The following is a 15,324-nucleotide window of genomic DNA, read 5'->3' as shown; positions in this document are numbered from 1 at the left end:
GATCAGCCTCCCGCGAGCTGTCCGAACTGGTCGATGAGCAGCACCACGGAGAAGAAGCCGTAGAACAGGACCGCCCAGCACAGTGCGACCAGCCGCCCGCCGCCGACCCGGATCTCGGCCGGCAACGTGCGCCGGTTGAGCTGGATGAGCAGGACCGAGTACACGAACATGACGAGCCCGTTCAGCGAGCTGGCGATGACCAGGAGGATCAGCGGCTGCGTCACGCCCGAGAGCAGGATGACCGAGCCGAAGACGATCTCGGTCCAGACCACCGTGAAGTAGATCCGGCTCTCGCTCCATCGCTCGTTCTCGCGCAACGGACCGGTCTTCAGGACGTCGGCCGTGACCCGTCCCACCATGTCCAGCACGGCGAGGTTCGTGGAGTAGAGGACCACTGTCCCGATGAGCCAGAACGTCGTCCCCAGCCAGCTGCCCTGCTGCTCGGCCAGCGCCTCGCCCTGCAGCCGGATGAAGTCGAAGCTCTCCGCCTCGCTCACGCCGACACCGATGTTGATGGCGGTCAGGGTCATGAAGGTGAGCAGGGCGATGAGGCCGATGACGAAGAAGGTGACGAACTGCTCCCGGTCCGCGACCCGCCACCAGCCGCGCCAGCGGCGCATGTTCTCCGCGTCGCGGCGGAAGATGTATCCGGTGGTCGGTGCGGCGATCTCCTCGCCGGTGAAGGGCGAGACGACCCGGGGCAGCCTCGCCCCCATGCCGAGTCCCTTGTCGCGCACCCAGTTGGACTGCACCAGGTTGAGCGCGCCGCCCGCGCCGGCGAAGGCGATGGCGCCCAGCAGTGTCGCGGTGCCGACCTGGGAGACGGCGCCGGGGAGCTCGTCGACGTCGGCCAGGCCCCGGCCCAGTGCGGCGTAGCCGTCCCAGCCGAGGAGGAACAGCAGCGCGTAGATGAGGAACAGCACGATGAGGCCGACCATGAAGAACTGGATCTTCTCCACGGTCTGGTAGACCACCGGCGACACCGTGAGCACGAGCCCGATCAGGACCAGGGCGCCGATCGTCACGTAGGGAACGGCGGTCTCGCTCAGCCCGACCACGAAGCCGAGCGTCGTCGTGCCGCCGGTCGCCCAGCCGGGCCAGGCCCACGGGACGACGGTCATGATGATGAACAGCCAGCTCCACGGTTTCCACAGCCGCGTGAAGCCGGTCACCGCCGTCTCGCCCGTGGCCAGCGTGTAGCGCTCGATCTCCATGTTGAGGAAGTACTGGGTCAGGACGCCGACGACGACGAGCCAGACGACGGCGAGCCCCACCTGCGAGGTGATGTAGGGCCACAGCACGTACTCGCCCGAGCCGATGGCGCCGGCGAGCAGCAGGACGCTGGGGCCGATCACCTTCCGCATCGGCAGCGGCTCGGGAAGGTCGGCGTAGGGCACCGCCGGCAGCGCCTTGCTGGGCAGTTCGGTAGCGAGGTCGCCGGGGTGCCGCCGGGAGGGGCTCGAGGACATGCGCGCTCCAACCTCTGTGGAGCGCGGCGTTGCGCTCCGTGGCGGGCAACCTAGGCCGGAGCCGACGGCGAGGCAAGACGTCGAACAGGTGACGTGATGCGGCCGTGACCCCTCGTGGGGCAGAGGGCCGCCTCGTCAGGGGGTGCGCGCTCGGAGCAGGTCGTTCTCGGTGACGGCGGCCAGGCCCAGCGTCTTGTAGCCCACCTCGTCGAAGAGGACGACGAGGCGGTCGTCCTCCAGCCGCATGACCGCGCCGGCGCCCCACTCGCTGTGCTCCACCGGCGTGCCCACGGCGAAGGGGGTGTCCTCGGCCGGCCCGGCGTCCTCGTAGGCGGTGCCCGACTCGCAGTTGTCGCAGTTGCCGCAGGGCTCGTCGAGCTGCTCGCCGAAGTAGCCGAGCAGGAACTGGCGACGGCAGTCGCGCGTCTCGGCGTAGCCGCGCATCATCTCCACCCGGCTCTGGTCCATCCGCTCGTGCTGCTCGGCCAGCTCCCGGGCGGCCTCGGCGGCCTCCGCGGGCGGTGGGCCCTCGGGCGCCGGGTGGGCGGTGCCGTCGTCGTCGAGGACGACGGCGGCCACCTGCTCGAGCAGGTTTAGGTCGCGGGCCAGCGGTGTGGCAGCGCGGCCGGTCTCCTCCCGCAGCGCCTTCACGTCGACGCCGTCCTCGATGCCGGCGGCGGCCGCGGCCTGCACCAGGCCGGCGACCTGCTTCAGCTCCTCCTCCGGCGGGATGCCGGCCGCGAAGAAGCGGCGCACCCCCAGGTCCTCCTGCCGGTAGACGAGGAGGGCGAGGGCCGGTCGTCCGTCACGCCCGGCGCGGCCGATCTCCTGGTAGTAGCTGTCGAGGGAGTCGGCCGGCTCGGCGTGGATCACGAAGCGCGTGTCGGGCTTGTCGATCCCCATGCCGAACGCGGTGGTGGCGACGACGACGTCGAGCTCGTCCTCCATCCACGCCCGCTGGGTGTCCTCGCGGTCTCCCTTGTTCAGGCCCGCGTGGTAGTACCGGGCGCGCAGCCCGCGATCGGCGAGCTGGGTCGCGATCTCCTCGGTGCCCCGGCGGGTGGCGCTGTAGACGATGCCCGGTCCCCGGCCCTCCCCGATCTCGGCGAGGACGCGGTCGAGGACCCCCTGCTCCTTGCCGTGCGCGTCGGCGTAGTGGTCGACCTCCAGGCGGATCTCGGGCCGGTCGAAGCCCGCGACGACGACCTCGGGATCGCGCATCTCCAGCCGCTCGACGATCTCGGCGCGGACGGGAGGCGCGGCGGTGGCGGTGAGGGCGAGCACCGTCGGGTGGCCGAGCTGCTCGATGACCCCACCCAGCCGCAGGTAGTCGGGGCGGAAGTCGTGCCCCCACGCGGAGACGCAGTGTGCCTCGTCGACGACGAACAGCGCCGGTTTGGCCTCGCTGATGGCGTCGACGACCTCCGGCTTGGTCAGCTGCTCCGGGGCCAGGAAGACGAAGCGGACCGTTCCGTCCTGCAGCGACTCGAGGACCTCCCGCTGGTCGCCGGCGGAGAGGGTGGAGTTCAGCTGGGCGGCGCGACCGGCCCGGTCCTCGATCTCGGCGAGCCGCTCGACCTGGTCGCGCTGCAGGGCGATGAGCGGCGAGACGATGACCACCGGACCGTCCAGCAGCTGGCCGGCGACCTGGTACACCGCCGTCTTGCCCGCCCCGGAGGGGAGGACGGCGAGGGTGTCGCGGCCGGAGACGACGGCCTGCATGGCCGCCTCCTGGCCGGGCCGGAACTCCTCGAAGCCGAGGACGTCACGGGCGAACTCGCGGATGCGGCGGGTGCGGACCGACGCCGTCGCGCCGGCGGGGTTGTCGTCATCGGGCGCGCTCTGGCGTGGTGTCACCGATCCGAGCTGCCCGCCTCCTCGGTGCCGCAAACGGTGTGGAACGGCACCCCTGTCGCCCGTGTTGCTGTCTCCCGCTGTCTCCCCCTGTCTCCCGCGGGAGCGCCGCTGATCCCCGCGCGGATCCCCGTGCTGCGCTTCCGCAGGAACGCCGCTCAGCCGCTCACGGGGATCCGCGCCTCGGCGGCGAGGCGTCGAGCCAGGTCGCGATTGCCCATGAGCACTCCGACGGCGAAGCGGAGATCCATGCGGTCGTAGCGCTCCTGCAGCGAGTCGGCGAGCGTCGGTTCGCCGTCGGGGAAGAGGACACGGCTGAGGCGGGCGCCTTCTCCGGCGGGTCCGGCTGACGAGATCGTTCCGACGGGAGCGCCGCCGACGGTGGCAAGGCCTCGTGAGCGCCGGTTCGCCGGGCGCCCGGGGCGACCGGCGTGCCTCACCGGTGCGGTGCTGGGCCCATCCCAGGGGCGATGTGGACCGGGACGTCGCGGTGGGCTCGGCCGGGGGCGCAGCAGCCGCCCGGGCGCAGGCGCGACGTCGGCCTTCCGTTCGCGTGAAGGTGCCCTCGTAGGGCGCCTGCCGATGGCCGTGTCGACGGGGTGGACCCCGACGAACGGGTCCGTACCGTCAGCGAGGCCCACGGTCGGGTCAGCCCCGGCTCGCGCCAACCCGGCGGCGAACGCGGCATCGGCAGTGCCCCAGATGTGGCGGCCGTCGGGCGTGAGGACGATCAGCCGACCGTCCTGCCGGCTCAGCACGAGGTCGTGGTCGTGGACCAGGCCGTGGTCGACGTCGCAGAGCAGCACGAGGTGGGGGAGGTCCGTGCGCCCGCCGAACAACCAGTGCTGCATGTGATGGGCGTGCAGTCGCTCGATACGGGCCTCCGGGCAGCGGGGACGCGCGCAGCCGCCGTCGCGGCGCAGCAGCGCGCGACGCTGCGCCTTGGTGGCGCGGCGCTTGCGGCGGCCGTGGGGGGAGGGGTTCCCGTCCCTTCTCCAGCATCAGCACGGCGGTGGCCTCGCAGAGCATGCGGCGTGCCTGAGCAGCGGTGATCGCCGGGCCGCCCTCGAAGTGTGCGCGCCCGGCCGCGGCGTCGTCGGCGAGCACGTCGGCGTCGACGTGGACGACGACCTCGCGGCGCGGCGGATCCCCGGGGCGGCGGCCCATGGCCACGCGGGCTTCGGCGAGCGCACCGAGGGCGGCGACGCGGCGAGCGGCGGTTCGCTCGCGCGCCAGTCCGACGGCCTGGTCGTCGTCACAGCGCTCGGCGACGGCGGGATCCACCCGGCCGCCGGCGGCGCGGATCTGCTGGTGCGCCGCCTGGGCCCTGGCGTTCTGCGCCCGTTCACGGCGGGCATCTCGTTCGGCCAGGGAGTCGATCGCGACCATCAGTGCCGCGCCGGCTTCCGCGGGCATCCGGATCTTGAGGGTCAGGTGGCCCTCGTCGTCGGTCCAGGCCTCGAAGGACTGTCCGACGTCCGGGCGCCGTTCGGGACCGGAACCGGTGGCGTCTTCGTCGGCGCGGCGCCATGCGCGGCAGAACCGCTCCGTCTGGGACGCGGTCGCCGACAGCGTGAACTCCAACAACTCGGCCTCGCAGTCGGGCGTGGCGATGCGGGTCACCGCTCGCACCTTGGCGTAGGACAGCCGGCCCGCGGAGAACGCCGCCGCGATGGCGGGCAGCCCGCGCAGCGCCCGCGCCACCCGGACGTGCTCGCGGGCGGTCACCGGTGCCATTCCGCACTGCCAGGCCAGCCAGTGGGCGCAGGAGGTGATGCCCACCCCGTGCCATCCGCCGCGTTCGTCGAACTCCGCCACCAGCCGCAACCACGCCGCGGTTGCCGCTGCCAGCCGCACGGCCCCGGCGGTGATCGCCCGCGCCAGCTCCGGCAAGGGCGAACCCGACGGATGCTCCGTGTCGCTCATCGAACCCATGTTCGGATGCTAGGCGCCCGCACTGACGGAAATGGCTGGTCAGCCAGCCGTCGCGCGCCTCGGAAGCGTGACGCGGACTCCTGGATGAGCCCGGGCCCGGCGGCGATGGGCGCGGGCCTCCGTTCCCGCAGAGACGTGTTCCCGCGGAAGCGCGCCTTCCGTGGGCCTTCCGTGGGATACGCGTGGTGACCTACGGGAGAGCGTTGACCCCAGTAAGACGGGTGGCACCGGGCAGCGCGGTGGCACCGAGGGAGAGCGGTGACATAGGGGAAGGGGTGGCACCAGGCGGAATGGCCATCCCGCGTCCGTCGGCCGATCGGTCGGCGGCCGTGTTCCCGCGGAAGCGGGTGGGCCGTCAGCGCAACGACGACCGGCGAAGGCCGACGTCGGCCGGTTCGGCCGCCACAGCCGTTACCGTCCACGCGGCTTCGGTGCCACAGCGCCTCGAACGCCGCAGTAGCGGAAGCGCGAGCGGTTGCATCGTCCGCATCTGCGGATCTAGGGTCCCCGCCGTGCCCCCCAGCTACCGGATCGCCGAGGCCGCCGCGCTGCTCGGGGTGAGCGACGACACCGTCCGCCGCTGGATCGACGCCCACCGCCTGCCCGCGCGGCGGGAGGGCGGTGGGCCTGCGGTCGTCGACGGTGCCGACCTGGCCCGCGTGGCCACCCAGCTGCGAGAGGCGCCCGAGCCCGGGACCACGCCCTCGTCGGCGCGGAACCGTCTCACCGGGATCGTCACGCGCGTCGTCCGGGACACGGTCATGGCACAGGTGGAGATCCAGGCCGGGCCCTTCCGGCTGGTCTCCCTCATGTCGCGGGAGGCCGCCGACGAGCTGGGGCTGGAGATCGGCGTGCGCGCGGTGGCCACGGTCAAGGCCACCCAGGTCAGCGTGGACCTCCCGTGACGGCGTGCGACCGTGCGCCGGTCGTGGTGTCAGCGGCCGGATCGGCACGGTGAGCGCACACCGCCGCCGGGCGGTGGCGGGCCTGGCCGCTCTGGCACTGGCGGGCTGCACCGGCACCCCGGAGGCGACGGCCCCCCTCGACCAGCGGCCGGCGATCGAGGGAACCCTGACGGTCTTCGCGGCCGCCTCGCTGACCGACGTCTTCACCGGCCTGGGCGACCGGCTCATGGCCGAGCACCCGTCGCTGGAGGTCCGCTTCACCTTCGCCGGCAGCTCGGCGCTGGCCACGCAGCTCGACCAGGGGGCGCCCGCCGACGTGTTCGCCTCCGCCGACGAGGACCAGATGGCCCGGGCCGTCGACGCCGGGCTGGCCGTGGAGGCGGAACTCTTCGCGTCCAACCGGCTGATGCTGGCCTTCCCCCCGGACGACCCCGCGGGCATCGACGAGCCCGAGGGTGCCGGCATCCCGGGCATCGCCGCGCTCCTCGACCGCGACGTCACCCTGGCGGTCTGCGCTCCCGAGGTGCCCTGCGGCGCGGCGGCCGCCGAGGTGCTCGACCGGGCCGGGCTGGGCGACGTCCCCGACACCTACGAGGACGACGTCCGGGCGGTGCTGACCAAGGTGCAGCTGGGCGAGGTCGACGCGGGGCTGGTGTACCGCACCGACGTCGTGACCGCGGGGGACACCGTCGGAGCGCGGGCCTTCCGCGAGGCCGAGGCGGCACGCAACCGGTACCCGGTCGCCGTGCTCGACGACGCGCCGAACCCGGAGGCCGCCCGCGCCTTCGTCGACCTGGTGCTGTCCGAGGAGGGCCGACGGGCGCTCACGGAGGCCGGGTTCTCCGAGCCGTGAGCCGCTCCCCCGACAGCAGCCGCGTCCCCGCGCCGCTGCTGGTGCCGGCGGCGCTGGGCGTCGCCTTCCTGCTCCTGCCCCTCGGGGGTCTCCTGCTGCGGGCGCCGTGGTCGGACCTCGGCGCCCAGCTGGCCGCTCCCGGCGTCGGGCAGGCGCTGCGCCTGTCGCTGGTGTCGGCGACCCTGGCGACGCTGCTGTCCCTCCTCCTCGGCGTTCCGCTGGCCTGGGTGCTGGCGCGCTCCCGGATCCGCGGCCGGTCGGTGCTCCGGGCGCTGGTCACCGTGCCCCTCGTGCTGCCCCCGGTGGTCGGCGGGGTGGCGCTGTTCCTGGTGCTGGGCCGCAGGGGCGTCCTCGGCGGCCCCCTGCACGACGCGTTCGGGGTGTCGATCCCGTTCACCACGACGGCCGTCGTCCTCGCGGAGACGTTCGTGGCTATGCCGTTCCTCGTGGTGAGCGTCGAGGGGGCGCTGCGCGCGGCCGACGCGCGGTTCGAGGACGTCGCGGCGACCCTCGGAGCCGACCGCTGGGCGACGTTCCGTCGCGTGACGCTGCCGATGGTGGCCCCGGGGGTGGCCGCTGGTGCGGTGCTCTGCTGGGCGCGGGCCCTGGGGGAGTTCGGGGCCACGATCACCTTCGCCGGCAACTTCCCCGGGACGACGCAGACCATGCCGCTGGCGGTCTACCTGGCGCTGCAGCGCGATCCCGAGGCGGCGATCGTGCTCTCCCTCGTGCTCCTGGTGGTCTCGCTCGCCACGTTGCTGCTGCTGCGCGACCGCTGGCTGGACCGGGCCGTCCCGTGACGCTCGACGCGCGCGTGGCCGTCCGGCGGGGGTCGCTGGAGCTCGACGTCGAGGTGGCCGTCGACGACGGCGAGGTGCTCGCCGTCCTGGGCCCGAACGGGGCGGGGAAGTCCACGCTCCTGCGGGTGCTCGCCGGGCTGCTCCCCCCGGACGGCGGCCGGGTCGCCGTCGACGGCACCGTCTGGGACGGCGAGGGCGTCCACCTCTCCCCGCATCGCCGCTCGCTGGGCATGGTGTTCCAGGAGTCGCTGCTCTTCCCGCACCTCACCGTGGCCGAGAACGTGGCGTTCGGCCTGCGCAGCCGCGGGGTGGGCAGGTCGGCGCGGCTGGCGGCCGCGGGGGAGTGGCTCGCGCGGGTGGGCCTCGACGGGCTGGGGAACCGGCGGCCGGCGCAGCTCTCCGGCGGGCAGGCGCAGCGCGCGGCGCTGGCGCGGGCGCTCGTGGTGGAGCCGGCGGTGCTGCTGCTCGACGAGCCGCTGTCGGCGCTCGACGCCCGCACCCGCCTCGTCGTCCGGGCCGAGCTGCGCCGTCACCTGGCGGCGTTCCCGGGCAGCACCGTGCTCGTCACGCACGACCCGGTCGACGCCATGGCGCTGGCCGACCGGGTCGTCGTCGTCGAGGAGGGGCGCGTCGTGCAGACGGGCACCCCTGACGAGGTGAACCGCCGCCCGCGCACCGACTACGTCGCCCGGCTGGCCGGGCTGTCCCTGCTGCCCGGCACCGGCGCGGGGCGCACGGTCCGCCTCGACGGCGGGGGAGTGGTCGCCGTGGCGGAGGAGACCTCCGGACCCGTGTTCGCCGCCGTCCGGCCGGAGTCGGTCGCGCTGTACCTGACCCGGCCCCAGGGCAGTCCGCGCAACGTGTGGCCGGTGCGCCTGGCCGGCGCCACACCGCACGGGGCGACGGTGCGCTGCGAACTGGCCGGCGAGGTCCCGCTGGTCGCCGACGTCACCGCCACCGCGTTCGCCGAGCTCGGCCTGGCTCCGGGCGCGGAGGTCTGGGCCGCGGTGAAGGCCTCCGAGGTCGCGGTCTACGCCCGGTGAGCGCGGCCGAGGTGGCCACCATGGCCCGTCTGGGAGGGTGAGGCCGTGAGCGCTCCCGTCGTGGCCGCCGTCGTCCTCGCCGCCGGTGGCGGCCGGCGCTACGGCATGCCGAAGGCCCTGGTCGAGTACGAGGGCAGCCTCCTGGTCGAACGGGCGGTCCGGACGGCGCGGGAGGTCTGCGACCCGGTGCTCGTGGTCCTCGGCGCCCGCGCGGTGGACGTGTGGCGGCAGGCGGACCTCGACGGGGCCGCCGTCCTCGCGAACAGGGACTGGGAGACCGGGATGGCCTCGTCGCTGCGCACGGGCCTGGACGGCCTGCGCGGCTGGCCGGGGCGGGTGGACGCGGCCCTCGTGACGCTGGTGGACATGCCCGGCATGACGGCCGACGCCCTGCGGCGGCTGGCCGCGCACGCGGCGCCGGACGCCCTGGCGGTGGCGACCTACGACGGCGTCCGCGGGCACCCGGTGCTGCTGGGCCGCGAGCACTGGGCGGGGGTGATCGAGACGGCGACCGGCGACGAGGGCGCGCGCCGCTACCTCGCCGGGCACGACGTCACCGAGGTCGACTGCACCGGCCTGGCCGACCCGACCGACCTCGACGTGCCGCCGCCGGCGGGTACCGTCGCGCCGTGAGCAACGCCCCGCTGATCGCCCGGGTCGTGGACGCGCCGCTGTCGGTCGCCGAGCACGAGGACGCCGTCGCCGACAAGGCCGCCGGCGCGGTCGTCTCCTTCGCCGGCGTCGTCCGGGACCACGACGGCGGCCGCGCGGTGACCGAGCTGGAGTACGTGTGCCACCCGACGGCCGCGGACGTCATCGCCGAGCTGGCCACGGAGTTCGCCGCCCGGCCGGACGTGCACGCCGTCGCCGTCTCCCACCGCATCGGCCTGCTGGGCATCGGTGACGTCGCGCTCGCCTGCGCGGTCAGCGCCTCCCACCGCGGTCAGGCGTTCGCCGCCTGCGCCGAGCTCGTCGACGAGGTGAAGAAGCGGCTGCCGATCTGGAAGCGGCAGGTCTTCACCGACGGCGAGGAGGAGTGGGTCGCCTGCCCCTGAGTGGCCCGCCCCGGGTCCTTCGAGGCTCCTGTCTCAGCCGGTGTCTCAGCCGGCGAACTCGCGCACGGGGAGCCCGCGCACGCCGGCGTCCACGGTGAACAGCGCGCCGGCCACCGGGTCGCCGTCGCGGTTCTCGGCCGACGTGGTGATGAACAGCCGGTCCAGGTCCGGCCCGCCCAGCGCGCACGCCGTCACCTGCGGCGTCGGCACCTCGACCACCGCGTCGAGCCGGCCGTCGGGGTCGTAGCGGTGCACCGCGCCGCCGCCGTAGAGCGCGACCCAGACCCCGCCCTCGGCGTCGACGGTGAGCCCGTCGGGGTTCCCGTCCTCGCCGAGGGTCACGAACGGCCGGCGTCCGCTCAGCCCGGTGACGGTGTCGTAGTCGAAGACGTCGACGCGGTGGGTGGCGGTGTCGTCGTAGTACGCCAGCGAGCCGTCGGGGCTCCAGTCCAGGCCGTTGGAGAGGGTGACGCCGTCGAAGGCCTTCCGCACGCTGCCGTCGGGGTCGAGCCGGTACATCGCCGCGGCCCCGGGTGCCTGGTCGTAGGCCATGGACCCGCACCAGAAGCGGCCGTCGGGATCGCAGCCGCCCTCGTTCATGCGGACGCCCTCGTCGGCCCAGACCGGGTCCAGCACGCGGAGCGTGCCGTCGGGGTCCTCCAGCGCGAACCCGCGCTCGACCGCGACGACCGCGCCGCCGCCGCGGCGCGGGCGGATCGCCGCCGCCACGTCGCCGACGTGCCGGCGACCGACCGACCCGTCGCCGGTCAGGGTGAGGACGTCGCCGGCGAGCATGTCGACCCAGCGCAGTCCGCCCCACCCCGGGAACCAGACCGGGCCCTCGGCGTGGTGGGCCACCGGCCCGGTCAGCTGCTCCGCGCGCACGCCGGTCCTCCGATCGGTGGGATGCCGGGATCATCGCGCAGGGGGCGGCGATCGGCGCGGTCAGCCCTGGTGCGGCAGCGCCCCGGCGAGGTCGAGGGCGGTCGGCCCCGGCAGGTCGCTGGCCATGAGGGTGTTGAGCATCCGGGCGGTCATCTCGACCAGGTGCAGCTCCCGGGCCGCGCTGCGCGGTTTGGCCCGGAAGGCGATGCCGCAGAGCGTCCCGAACAGCTCCAGGTCCCCGGTCAGCAGCGGCACCCCGACGTAGGCGGCGATGTCCCGGATGGGCCCGGAGGCTCGGGAGGCGTACTCGGGCACGGCGGCCGTCACGGTGGCCACCCGGGGCGCGTTGCCCTCGATCATCTGCCGGCAGAAGCTCTGGGCCCACGGCAGCTCGGTGCCGGGACGCACCCACACCTCCGGGAAGGCGCGGACGACGATCTGCCGGTCACCCTCGACGTGGGTCACAACCCAGATGTCCCAGCCGGCGTACTCGTGCAGGAAGCGCAGCGCACCCTCCGCCGCGGACAGCCAGTCAGTCCACGGCGCCACGTCGGCGACGCTGGCCGGAACCATGTCGTCCCATATTCCCACCGGGCGCCCCGGGTAATCGCGGAACCGGGTCAGCCGGAGGCGGTCAGCGGGCGCCGGCCAGGCCGTCGTCGTCCCGGCGGTCTCCCTGCCGCTCGGCGGCCTCCTCCTCCGCCTCCGCCTCGGCCTCGGCCTCGAGCAGGTGCGCCTCACCGGCGACCGCGGCGGCGGCGTCCCCGTGGGACTCCCCGTAGACCTGCTCGGCCCGTCCGAGCAGTTCCTCGGCCTTGGCCCTCACCTTGCCGAAGATGCTCATGCGTCCATCCCTCCCAGCGGCCGGGGCGCCCTCAGCCTCCCGCGAACGGCGGGAGGACGTCGACCACCGCCCCGGGTGCCAGCACCAACGCCCGGTCCCGGGTCGTGGTTCCGTCGACGAGGAACGAGCAGGCGGTGAGCACCCGTTCCAGCCGCTCGCCGTGCTCGGCCACCACCTGGTCGATCAGCTCGTCGAGGGTTCCGGCGTCGCGGGTCTCGGTGTCGACGCCGGAGGCCGCGCGGGCGCCGGCGAAGTAGCGGACGGTGACGGTCGCGGCCGGGGTGGCGGGGTGGTCGGACAACTCAGCCGCCGATCGCCGACATCGGCCGCGCCGGCTGCAGGAAGCTGGGGTCGTCGATGCCGTGTCCCGGGAGCTTGCCCAGGGTCGCGATGCGCCACCGGTCGGCGAGCTCCTCGTCGCTCGCACCCTCGCGCATCGGCGTCCGCAGATCGGACTCCTCGCGGGCGAACAGGCAGTTGCGGACCTGCCCGTCGGCGGTGAGCCGGGTGCGGTCGCAGCTGCCGCAGAACGAGCGGGTTACCGACGCGATCACGCCCACGGTCGCCGGACCGCCGTCGACGAGCCACCGCTCGGCCGGCGCCGAACCGCGGGCCTCGGTGTCGGGCGTGAGCGCGTGGGCGGCCGAGAGCCGCTCCAGGATGTCCTCGGCGGTCACCATCTCGCCCCGGGTCCAGGCGTGGTGGGCGTCCAGCGGCATCTGCTCGATGAACCGCAGCTCGTAGCCCCGCTCGAGGCAGAAGTCGAGCAGCGGGACGGCGTCGACCTCGTTGATGCCCCGCAGCAGGACCGCGTTGACCTTGACCGGGGTCAGGCCAGCCGCCTGCGCCGCGGCCAGCCCGGCGAGGACGTCGTCGAGCCGGTCGCGGTGGGTCAGCTGCTTGAACCGCGCGGGGTCGACGGTGTCCAGGCTGCAGTTGATGCGGTCCAGCCCGGCGTCGGCGAGGGCCGGGGCGACCCGCGCCAGGCCGATCGCGTTGGTGGTGAGGCTGACCTCGGGGCGCGGGTGCAGCGCCGTGGCGGCGGCCACGATCCCGACCAGACCGGGGCGCAGCAGCGGCTCCCCGCCGGTGAAGCGCACCTCGCGGATGCCCAGCTGCTCGACCCCGATGCGCACCAGGCGGGCGATCTCGTCGTCGGTGAGCACCTCGACCTTGGGCAGCCAGTCGAGGCCCTCGGGCGGCATGCAGTAGGTGCAGCGCAGGTTGCAGCGGTCGGTCAGGGACACCCGCAGGTCGGTGGCCACCCGGCCGTGCCGGTCGACCAGCCCGCCGGTCCCCGGCGCGGAGCCCACGGCGGGGCGCACCCGGGGGTCGGGCAGCGGGCTGCTGGTCATGAGCCGAATGTAGTAGTGCGGTCCAGTGGTAGTGCGGTCCAGGAAATGCGGATGGGTGATCCGGCCACGACGGCTAGGCTCCCTCCGCCACCCGAGAGACCGGCGGGGAACGATCCGCACTCGCTCGTGGCCAGGAAGCGCGAGAACACCGTGTCACCCCGCACCCTCTTCAGCCCCTACGCCCGCCTGTTCGCCGTCCCCGGCGCCCGGTCCTTCTCCCTCGCCGGCTGGGTCGGCCGGTTGCCCGCACCCATGCTGGGGCTGGGCGCCGTCCTGCTGGTGGAGGGCGAGACCGGCAGCTACGGCCTCGCCGGAGCCGTCTCGGGCACGCTGGCATTGAGCTACGGCCTGGCCGGCCCCCAGTGGGCCCGGGCGATGGACCGGCGCGGGCAGGGGCGCGTGCTGCGGCTGGCCATGCTCGCCTTCGCGCTCACCGGCGTCGCGTTCGTCGCCGCCGTCACGGCCGACGGCCCCCGGTGGAGCTGGTTCCTCCTCGCCGCGGCGTCCGGCGCCAGCGGCCCGAACATCGGCTCCCTGGTGCGCGCCCGGTGGTCGGCCCTGCTCGACCCGGTCGGCCGGCAGACGGCCTACGCCTTCGAGGCGGTGGCCGACGAGGTCGTGTTCGTCGTGGGCCCGCCCCTGGTGACGCTGCTGGCCACGCTGATCGCGCCGCCGGTGGGCTTCCTCACCGGCGTGTTCTTCGGCGTGGTGGGTGGGCTGTGGCTGGCCGGCCAGGCTGCCACGGAGCCGCCGGTGCACCCGGTCGACGCGACGGCGCCCAGCCGGCGTCGGTCGGTGCTCACGCCGACGCTGCTGGTCGTGGTCGTCACCTATCTCGCGGTGGGCGCTGTCTTCGGCGCCATCGACGTCGTGGTGGTCGGGTTCGCCGAAGAGGAAGGGGCGCCCGCCCTGTCGGGAGCGGCGCTGGCTGTCTTCGCCGGCGGCAGCCTGGTGGCGGGCCTCGTGTACGGGCTGGCGCGCCTGCCTGGCACCCTCGCCGCCCGCTTCGTGGGGACGGCGGTCGCCTTCGGGCTGGCCGCACAGCTGCTCTGGAGCGTCGGGTCGCTGGCGGTGCTCATCGGTTGCGGCTTCCTCGCCGGCCTGACCATCGCGCCGGTGCTGGTGTCGGGGACCTCGCTCGTCGAGTCCCGCGTGAGCCCCGGCGTGCTGACCGAGTCGCTCGCCTGGACCATCACCGGCCTGACGCTGGGGGTCACCGCCGGCTCGGCGCTGGCCGGCGCGGCGGTGGACGCCTGGGGCGCGCAGCGGGCGTTCGCCGTCCCTGCCCTGGCCGCCGGCCTGGCCGCGCTGCTCGCGCTGGCCGGTGCCGCGCTGCTCCGGGTGCCGCATCCGGCGGATCGGGCGCCGGTGGCCGGCCCGCTGGTTGAGGACGACGTCAGGGGGTAGGCCGCGACGGGGCCGATCGCGCGGGACCGACCGCGCAGGAGGCGGCCTCACCCCACGCGACCCGAGAGGACCAGCCTGTGCCCAACCCCGGAGTGCCCACCATCGCCCTGAACAACGGCGTCGAGATCCCCCAGCTCGGCTTCGGTGTCTTCCAGATCCCCCCGGACGAGACGGTCAAGGCCACGACGACGGCCCTGGAGATCGGCTACCGGCACATCGACACCGCCCAGATGTACGGCAACGAGCGGGAGGTGGGGATCGCCGTGCGGGAGTCGGGCATCCCGCGCGAGGAGGTGTTCGTGACGAGCAAGCTGAACAACAACCGGCTGCAGCGCGACGACATCCTCCGCTCGTTCGACCAGAGCCTCGCCGACATGGGTCTCGAGTACCTGGACCTGTTCCTGATCCACTGGCCGTTGCCCGCCGCCAGCGACTACGTCGCCCGCTGGAAGGCCATGGAGGAGATCTACGCCAGCGGCCGGGCGAAGGCGATCGGCGTCTCGAATTTCCAGCCGCACCACCTGCGCAACCTCTTCGCGTCCACCGACGTCCGGCCGGCGGTCAACCAGATCGAGGTGCACCCGTACCTGACCCAGGAGGAGCTGCGGGCCTTCGACCGCGATCACGAGATCGTCACCGAGGCGTGGGCGCCGATCGCCAAGGGCCGGGTGAACGACGACCCGGCGATCCGGGAGATCGCCCAGCAGCTCGGGCGGACGCCGGCCCAGGTGGTGCTGCGCTGGCACGTGCAGCGCGGCGACGTCGTGTTCCCGAAGTCGGTGACGCGCTCCCGCGTCGAGGAGAACTTCGACATCTTCGACTTCGAGCTCGACGAGTCCGCGATGGCGGCGCTCTCCGGCCTGAACCGCGACGAGCGCACCGGCCCCGACCCCGACCAGTTCAACTGGATCCCGGGCTG

16 protein-coding genes and 1 pseudogene are annotated in these 15,324 nt (G+C 74.2%); 9 read left to right on the top strand and 8 right to left on the bottom strand.

Features of this window, described 5'->3' with window-relative positions; translation table 11 throughout:
• Positions 1–2 precede the first annotated feature (2 nt).
• The 3 genes from ACFSHS_RS06475 to ACFSHS_RS06465 form a co-directional block, all read right to left on the bottom strand.
• Positions 3–1,469, bottom strand: a complete 1,467-nt coding sequence (locus ACFSHS_RS06475; RefSeq protein WP_376873286.1) for an Nramp family divalent metal transporter — start codon at positions 1,467–1,469, stop codon at positions 3–5.
• 135 nt (positions 1,470–1,604) lie between these two features.
• Positions 1,605–3,326: a RecQ family ATP-dependent DNA helicase gene (locus tag ACFSHS_RS06470; protein WP_376873284.1), complete on the bottom strand. Its 1,722-nt coding sequence runs from the start codon at positions 3,324–3,326 to the stop codon at positions 1,605–1,607.
• Between the two features lie 645 nt (positions 3,327–3,971).
• Positions 3,972–5,249 carry a DUF222 domain-containing protein gene (locus ACFSHS_RS06465; protein ID WP_376873282.1) on the bottom strand — a complete coding sequence of 426 codons (1,278 nt, stop codon included), beginning with the start codon at positions 5,247–5,249 and terminating at the stop codon, positions 3,972–3,974.
• A gap of 521 nt (positions 5,250–5,770) precedes the next feature.
• Here ACFSHS_RS06465 and ACFSHS_RS06460 point away from each other — a divergent pair.
• The 7 genes and pseudogenes from ACFSHS_RS06460 (at position 5,771) to ACFSHS_RS06435 (ending at position 9,914) form a co-directional block, all read left to right on the top strand.
• Complete coding sequence (locus ACFSHS_RS06460; protein WP_376873280.1) at positions 5,771–6,163, top strand: TOBE domain-containing protein; 393 nt, start codon at positions 5,771–5,773, stop codon at positions 6,161–6,163.
• A 49-nt stretch (positions 6,164–6,212) separates the two neighbouring features.
• Positions 6,213–7,016 carry a molybdate ABC transporter substrate-binding protein gene (gene modA, locus ACFSHS_RS06455; RefSeq protein ID WP_376873278.1) on the top strand — a complete coding sequence of 268 codons (804 nt, stop codon included), beginning with the start codon at positions 6,213–6,215 and terminating at the stop codon, positions 7,014–7,016.
• Positions 7,013–7,816, top strand: coding sequence for an ABC transporter permease (locus tag ACFSHS_RS06450; protein WP_376873276.1), 804 nt, complete (start codon positions 7,013–7,015; stop codon positions 7,814–7,816). Before modA ends, ACFSHS_RS06450 begins: the two co-directional genes overlap by 4 nt.
• 5 nt (positions 7,817–7,821) lie before the next feature.
• A pseudogene (locus ACFSHS_RS22550) lies at positions 7,822–8,283 on the top strand (ATP-binding cassette domain-containing protein); the annotation flags it as partial.
• A gap of 120 nt (positions 8,284–8,403) precedes the next feature.
• A complete protein-coding gene (locus tag ACFSHS_RS22545; RefSeq protein WP_417281945.1) occupies positions 8,404–8,859 on the top strand; it encodes a TOBE domain-containing protein in 456 nt (151 codons plus the stop codon).
• Positions 8,860–8,904: 45 nt separating this feature from the next.
• A complete protein-coding gene (locus ACFSHS_RS06440) occupies positions 8,905–9,492 on the top strand; it encodes a nucleotidyltransferase family protein (RefSeq protein ID WP_376873272.1) in 588 nt (195 codons plus the stop codon).
• Positions 9,489–9,914 (top strand): molybdenum cofactor biosynthesis protein MoaE, encoded by a 426-nt coding sequence (locus ACFSHS_RS06435; RefSeq protein WP_376873270.1) that lies wholly within the window; start codon positions 9,489–9,491, stop codon positions 9,912–9,914. Before ACFSHS_RS06440 ends, ACFSHS_RS06435 begins: the two co-directional genes overlap by 4 nt.
• 45 nt (positions 9,915–9,959) lie before the next feature.
• Here the strand turns inward: ACFSHS_RS06435 and ACFSHS_RS06430 are convergent, their stop codons facing one another.
• From ACFSHS_RS06430 to moaA, 5 genes are all read right to left on the bottom strand, one after another.
• Positions 9,960–10,799: an SMP-30/gluconolactonase/LRE family protein gene (locus ACFSHS_RS06430; RefSeq protein ID WP_376873268.1), complete on the bottom strand. Its 840-nt coding sequence runs from the start codon at positions 10,797–10,799 to the stop codon at positions 9,960–9,962.
• Positions 10,800–10,859: 60 nt separating this feature from the next.
• Positions 10,860–11,348 (bottom strand): GAF domain-containing protein, encoded by a 489-nt coding sequence (locus tag ACFSHS_RS06425; RefSeq protein WP_376873266.1) that lies wholly within the window; start codon positions 11,346–11,348, stop codon positions 10,860–10,862.
• Between the two features lie 85 nt (positions 11,349–11,433).
• A complete protein-coding gene (locus ACFSHS_RS06420) occupies positions 11,434–11,643 on the bottom strand; it encodes a hypothetical protein (protein WP_376873264.1) in 210 nt (69 codons plus the stop codon).
• Between the two features lie 31 nt (positions 11,644–11,674).
• Positions 11,675–11,944 (bottom strand): MoaD/ThiS family protein, encoded by a 270-nt coding sequence (locus tag ACFSHS_RS06415; protein WP_376873262.1) that lies wholly within the window; start codon positions 11,942–11,944, stop codon positions 11,675–11,677.
• Position 11,945: 1 nt separating this feature from the next.
• A complete protein-coding gene (moaA, locus tag ACFSHS_RS06410) occupies positions 11,946–12,998 on the bottom strand; it encodes a GTP 3',8-cyclase MoaA (protein WP_376873260.1) in 1,053 nt (350 codons plus the stop codon).
• A 126-nt stretch (positions 12,999–13,124) separates the two neighbouring features.
• Here moaA and ACFSHS_RS06405 point away from each other — a divergent pair, with 126 nt between their 5' ends.
• Together ACFSHS_RS06405 and ACFSHS_RS06400 are read left to right on the top strand one after the other, a co-directional pair.
• Positions 13,125–14,405 (top strand): MFS transporter, encoded by a 1,281-nt coding sequence (locus tag ACFSHS_RS06405; protein ID WP_376873258.1) that lies wholly within the window; start codon positions 13,125–13,127, stop codon positions 14,403–14,405.
• 77 nt (positions 14,406–14,482) lie between these two features.
• Positions 14,483–15,324 (top strand): aldo/keto reductase (locus ACFSHS_RS06400; RefSeq protein WP_376873256.1); only part of this gene is annotated, 842 nt, incomplete at its 3' end.

It is taken from the genome of Blastococcus deserti (assembly GCF_042682525.1).
GTDB lineage: Bacteria > Actinomycetota > Actinomycetes > Mycobacteriales > Geodermatophilaceae > Blastococcus_B > Blastococcus_B deserti.
The sequence above is the reverse complement of the archived record's forward strand: the minus strand, read 5'-3'. Positions and strand labels throughout refer to the sequence as shown.

Bases quoted from the DNA above. Each gene is read 5' to 3' on its own strand.
- ACFSHS_RS06420 (WP_376873264.1), bottom strand. From the start codon at position 11,643: ATGAGCATCTTCGGCAAGGTGAGGGCCAAGGCCGAGGAACTGCTCGGA.
- ACFSHS_RS22545 (WP_417281945.1), top strand. From the start codon at position 8,404: ATGGCGCTGGCCGACCGGGTCGTCGTCGTCGAGGAGGGGCGCGTCGTG.
- moaA (WP_376873260.1), bottom strand. From the start codon at position 12,998: ATGACCAGCAGCCCGCTGCCCGACCCCCGGGTGCGCCCCGCCGTGGGC.
- ACFSHS_RS06475 (WP_376873286.1), bottom strand. From the start codon at position 1,469: ATGTCCTCGAGCCCCTCCCGGCGGCACCCCGGCGACCTCGCTACCGAA.
- ACFSHS_RS06465 (WP_376873282.1), bottom strand. From the start codon at position 5,249: ATGAGCGACACGGAGCATCCGTCGGGTTCGCCCTTGCCGGAGCTGGCG.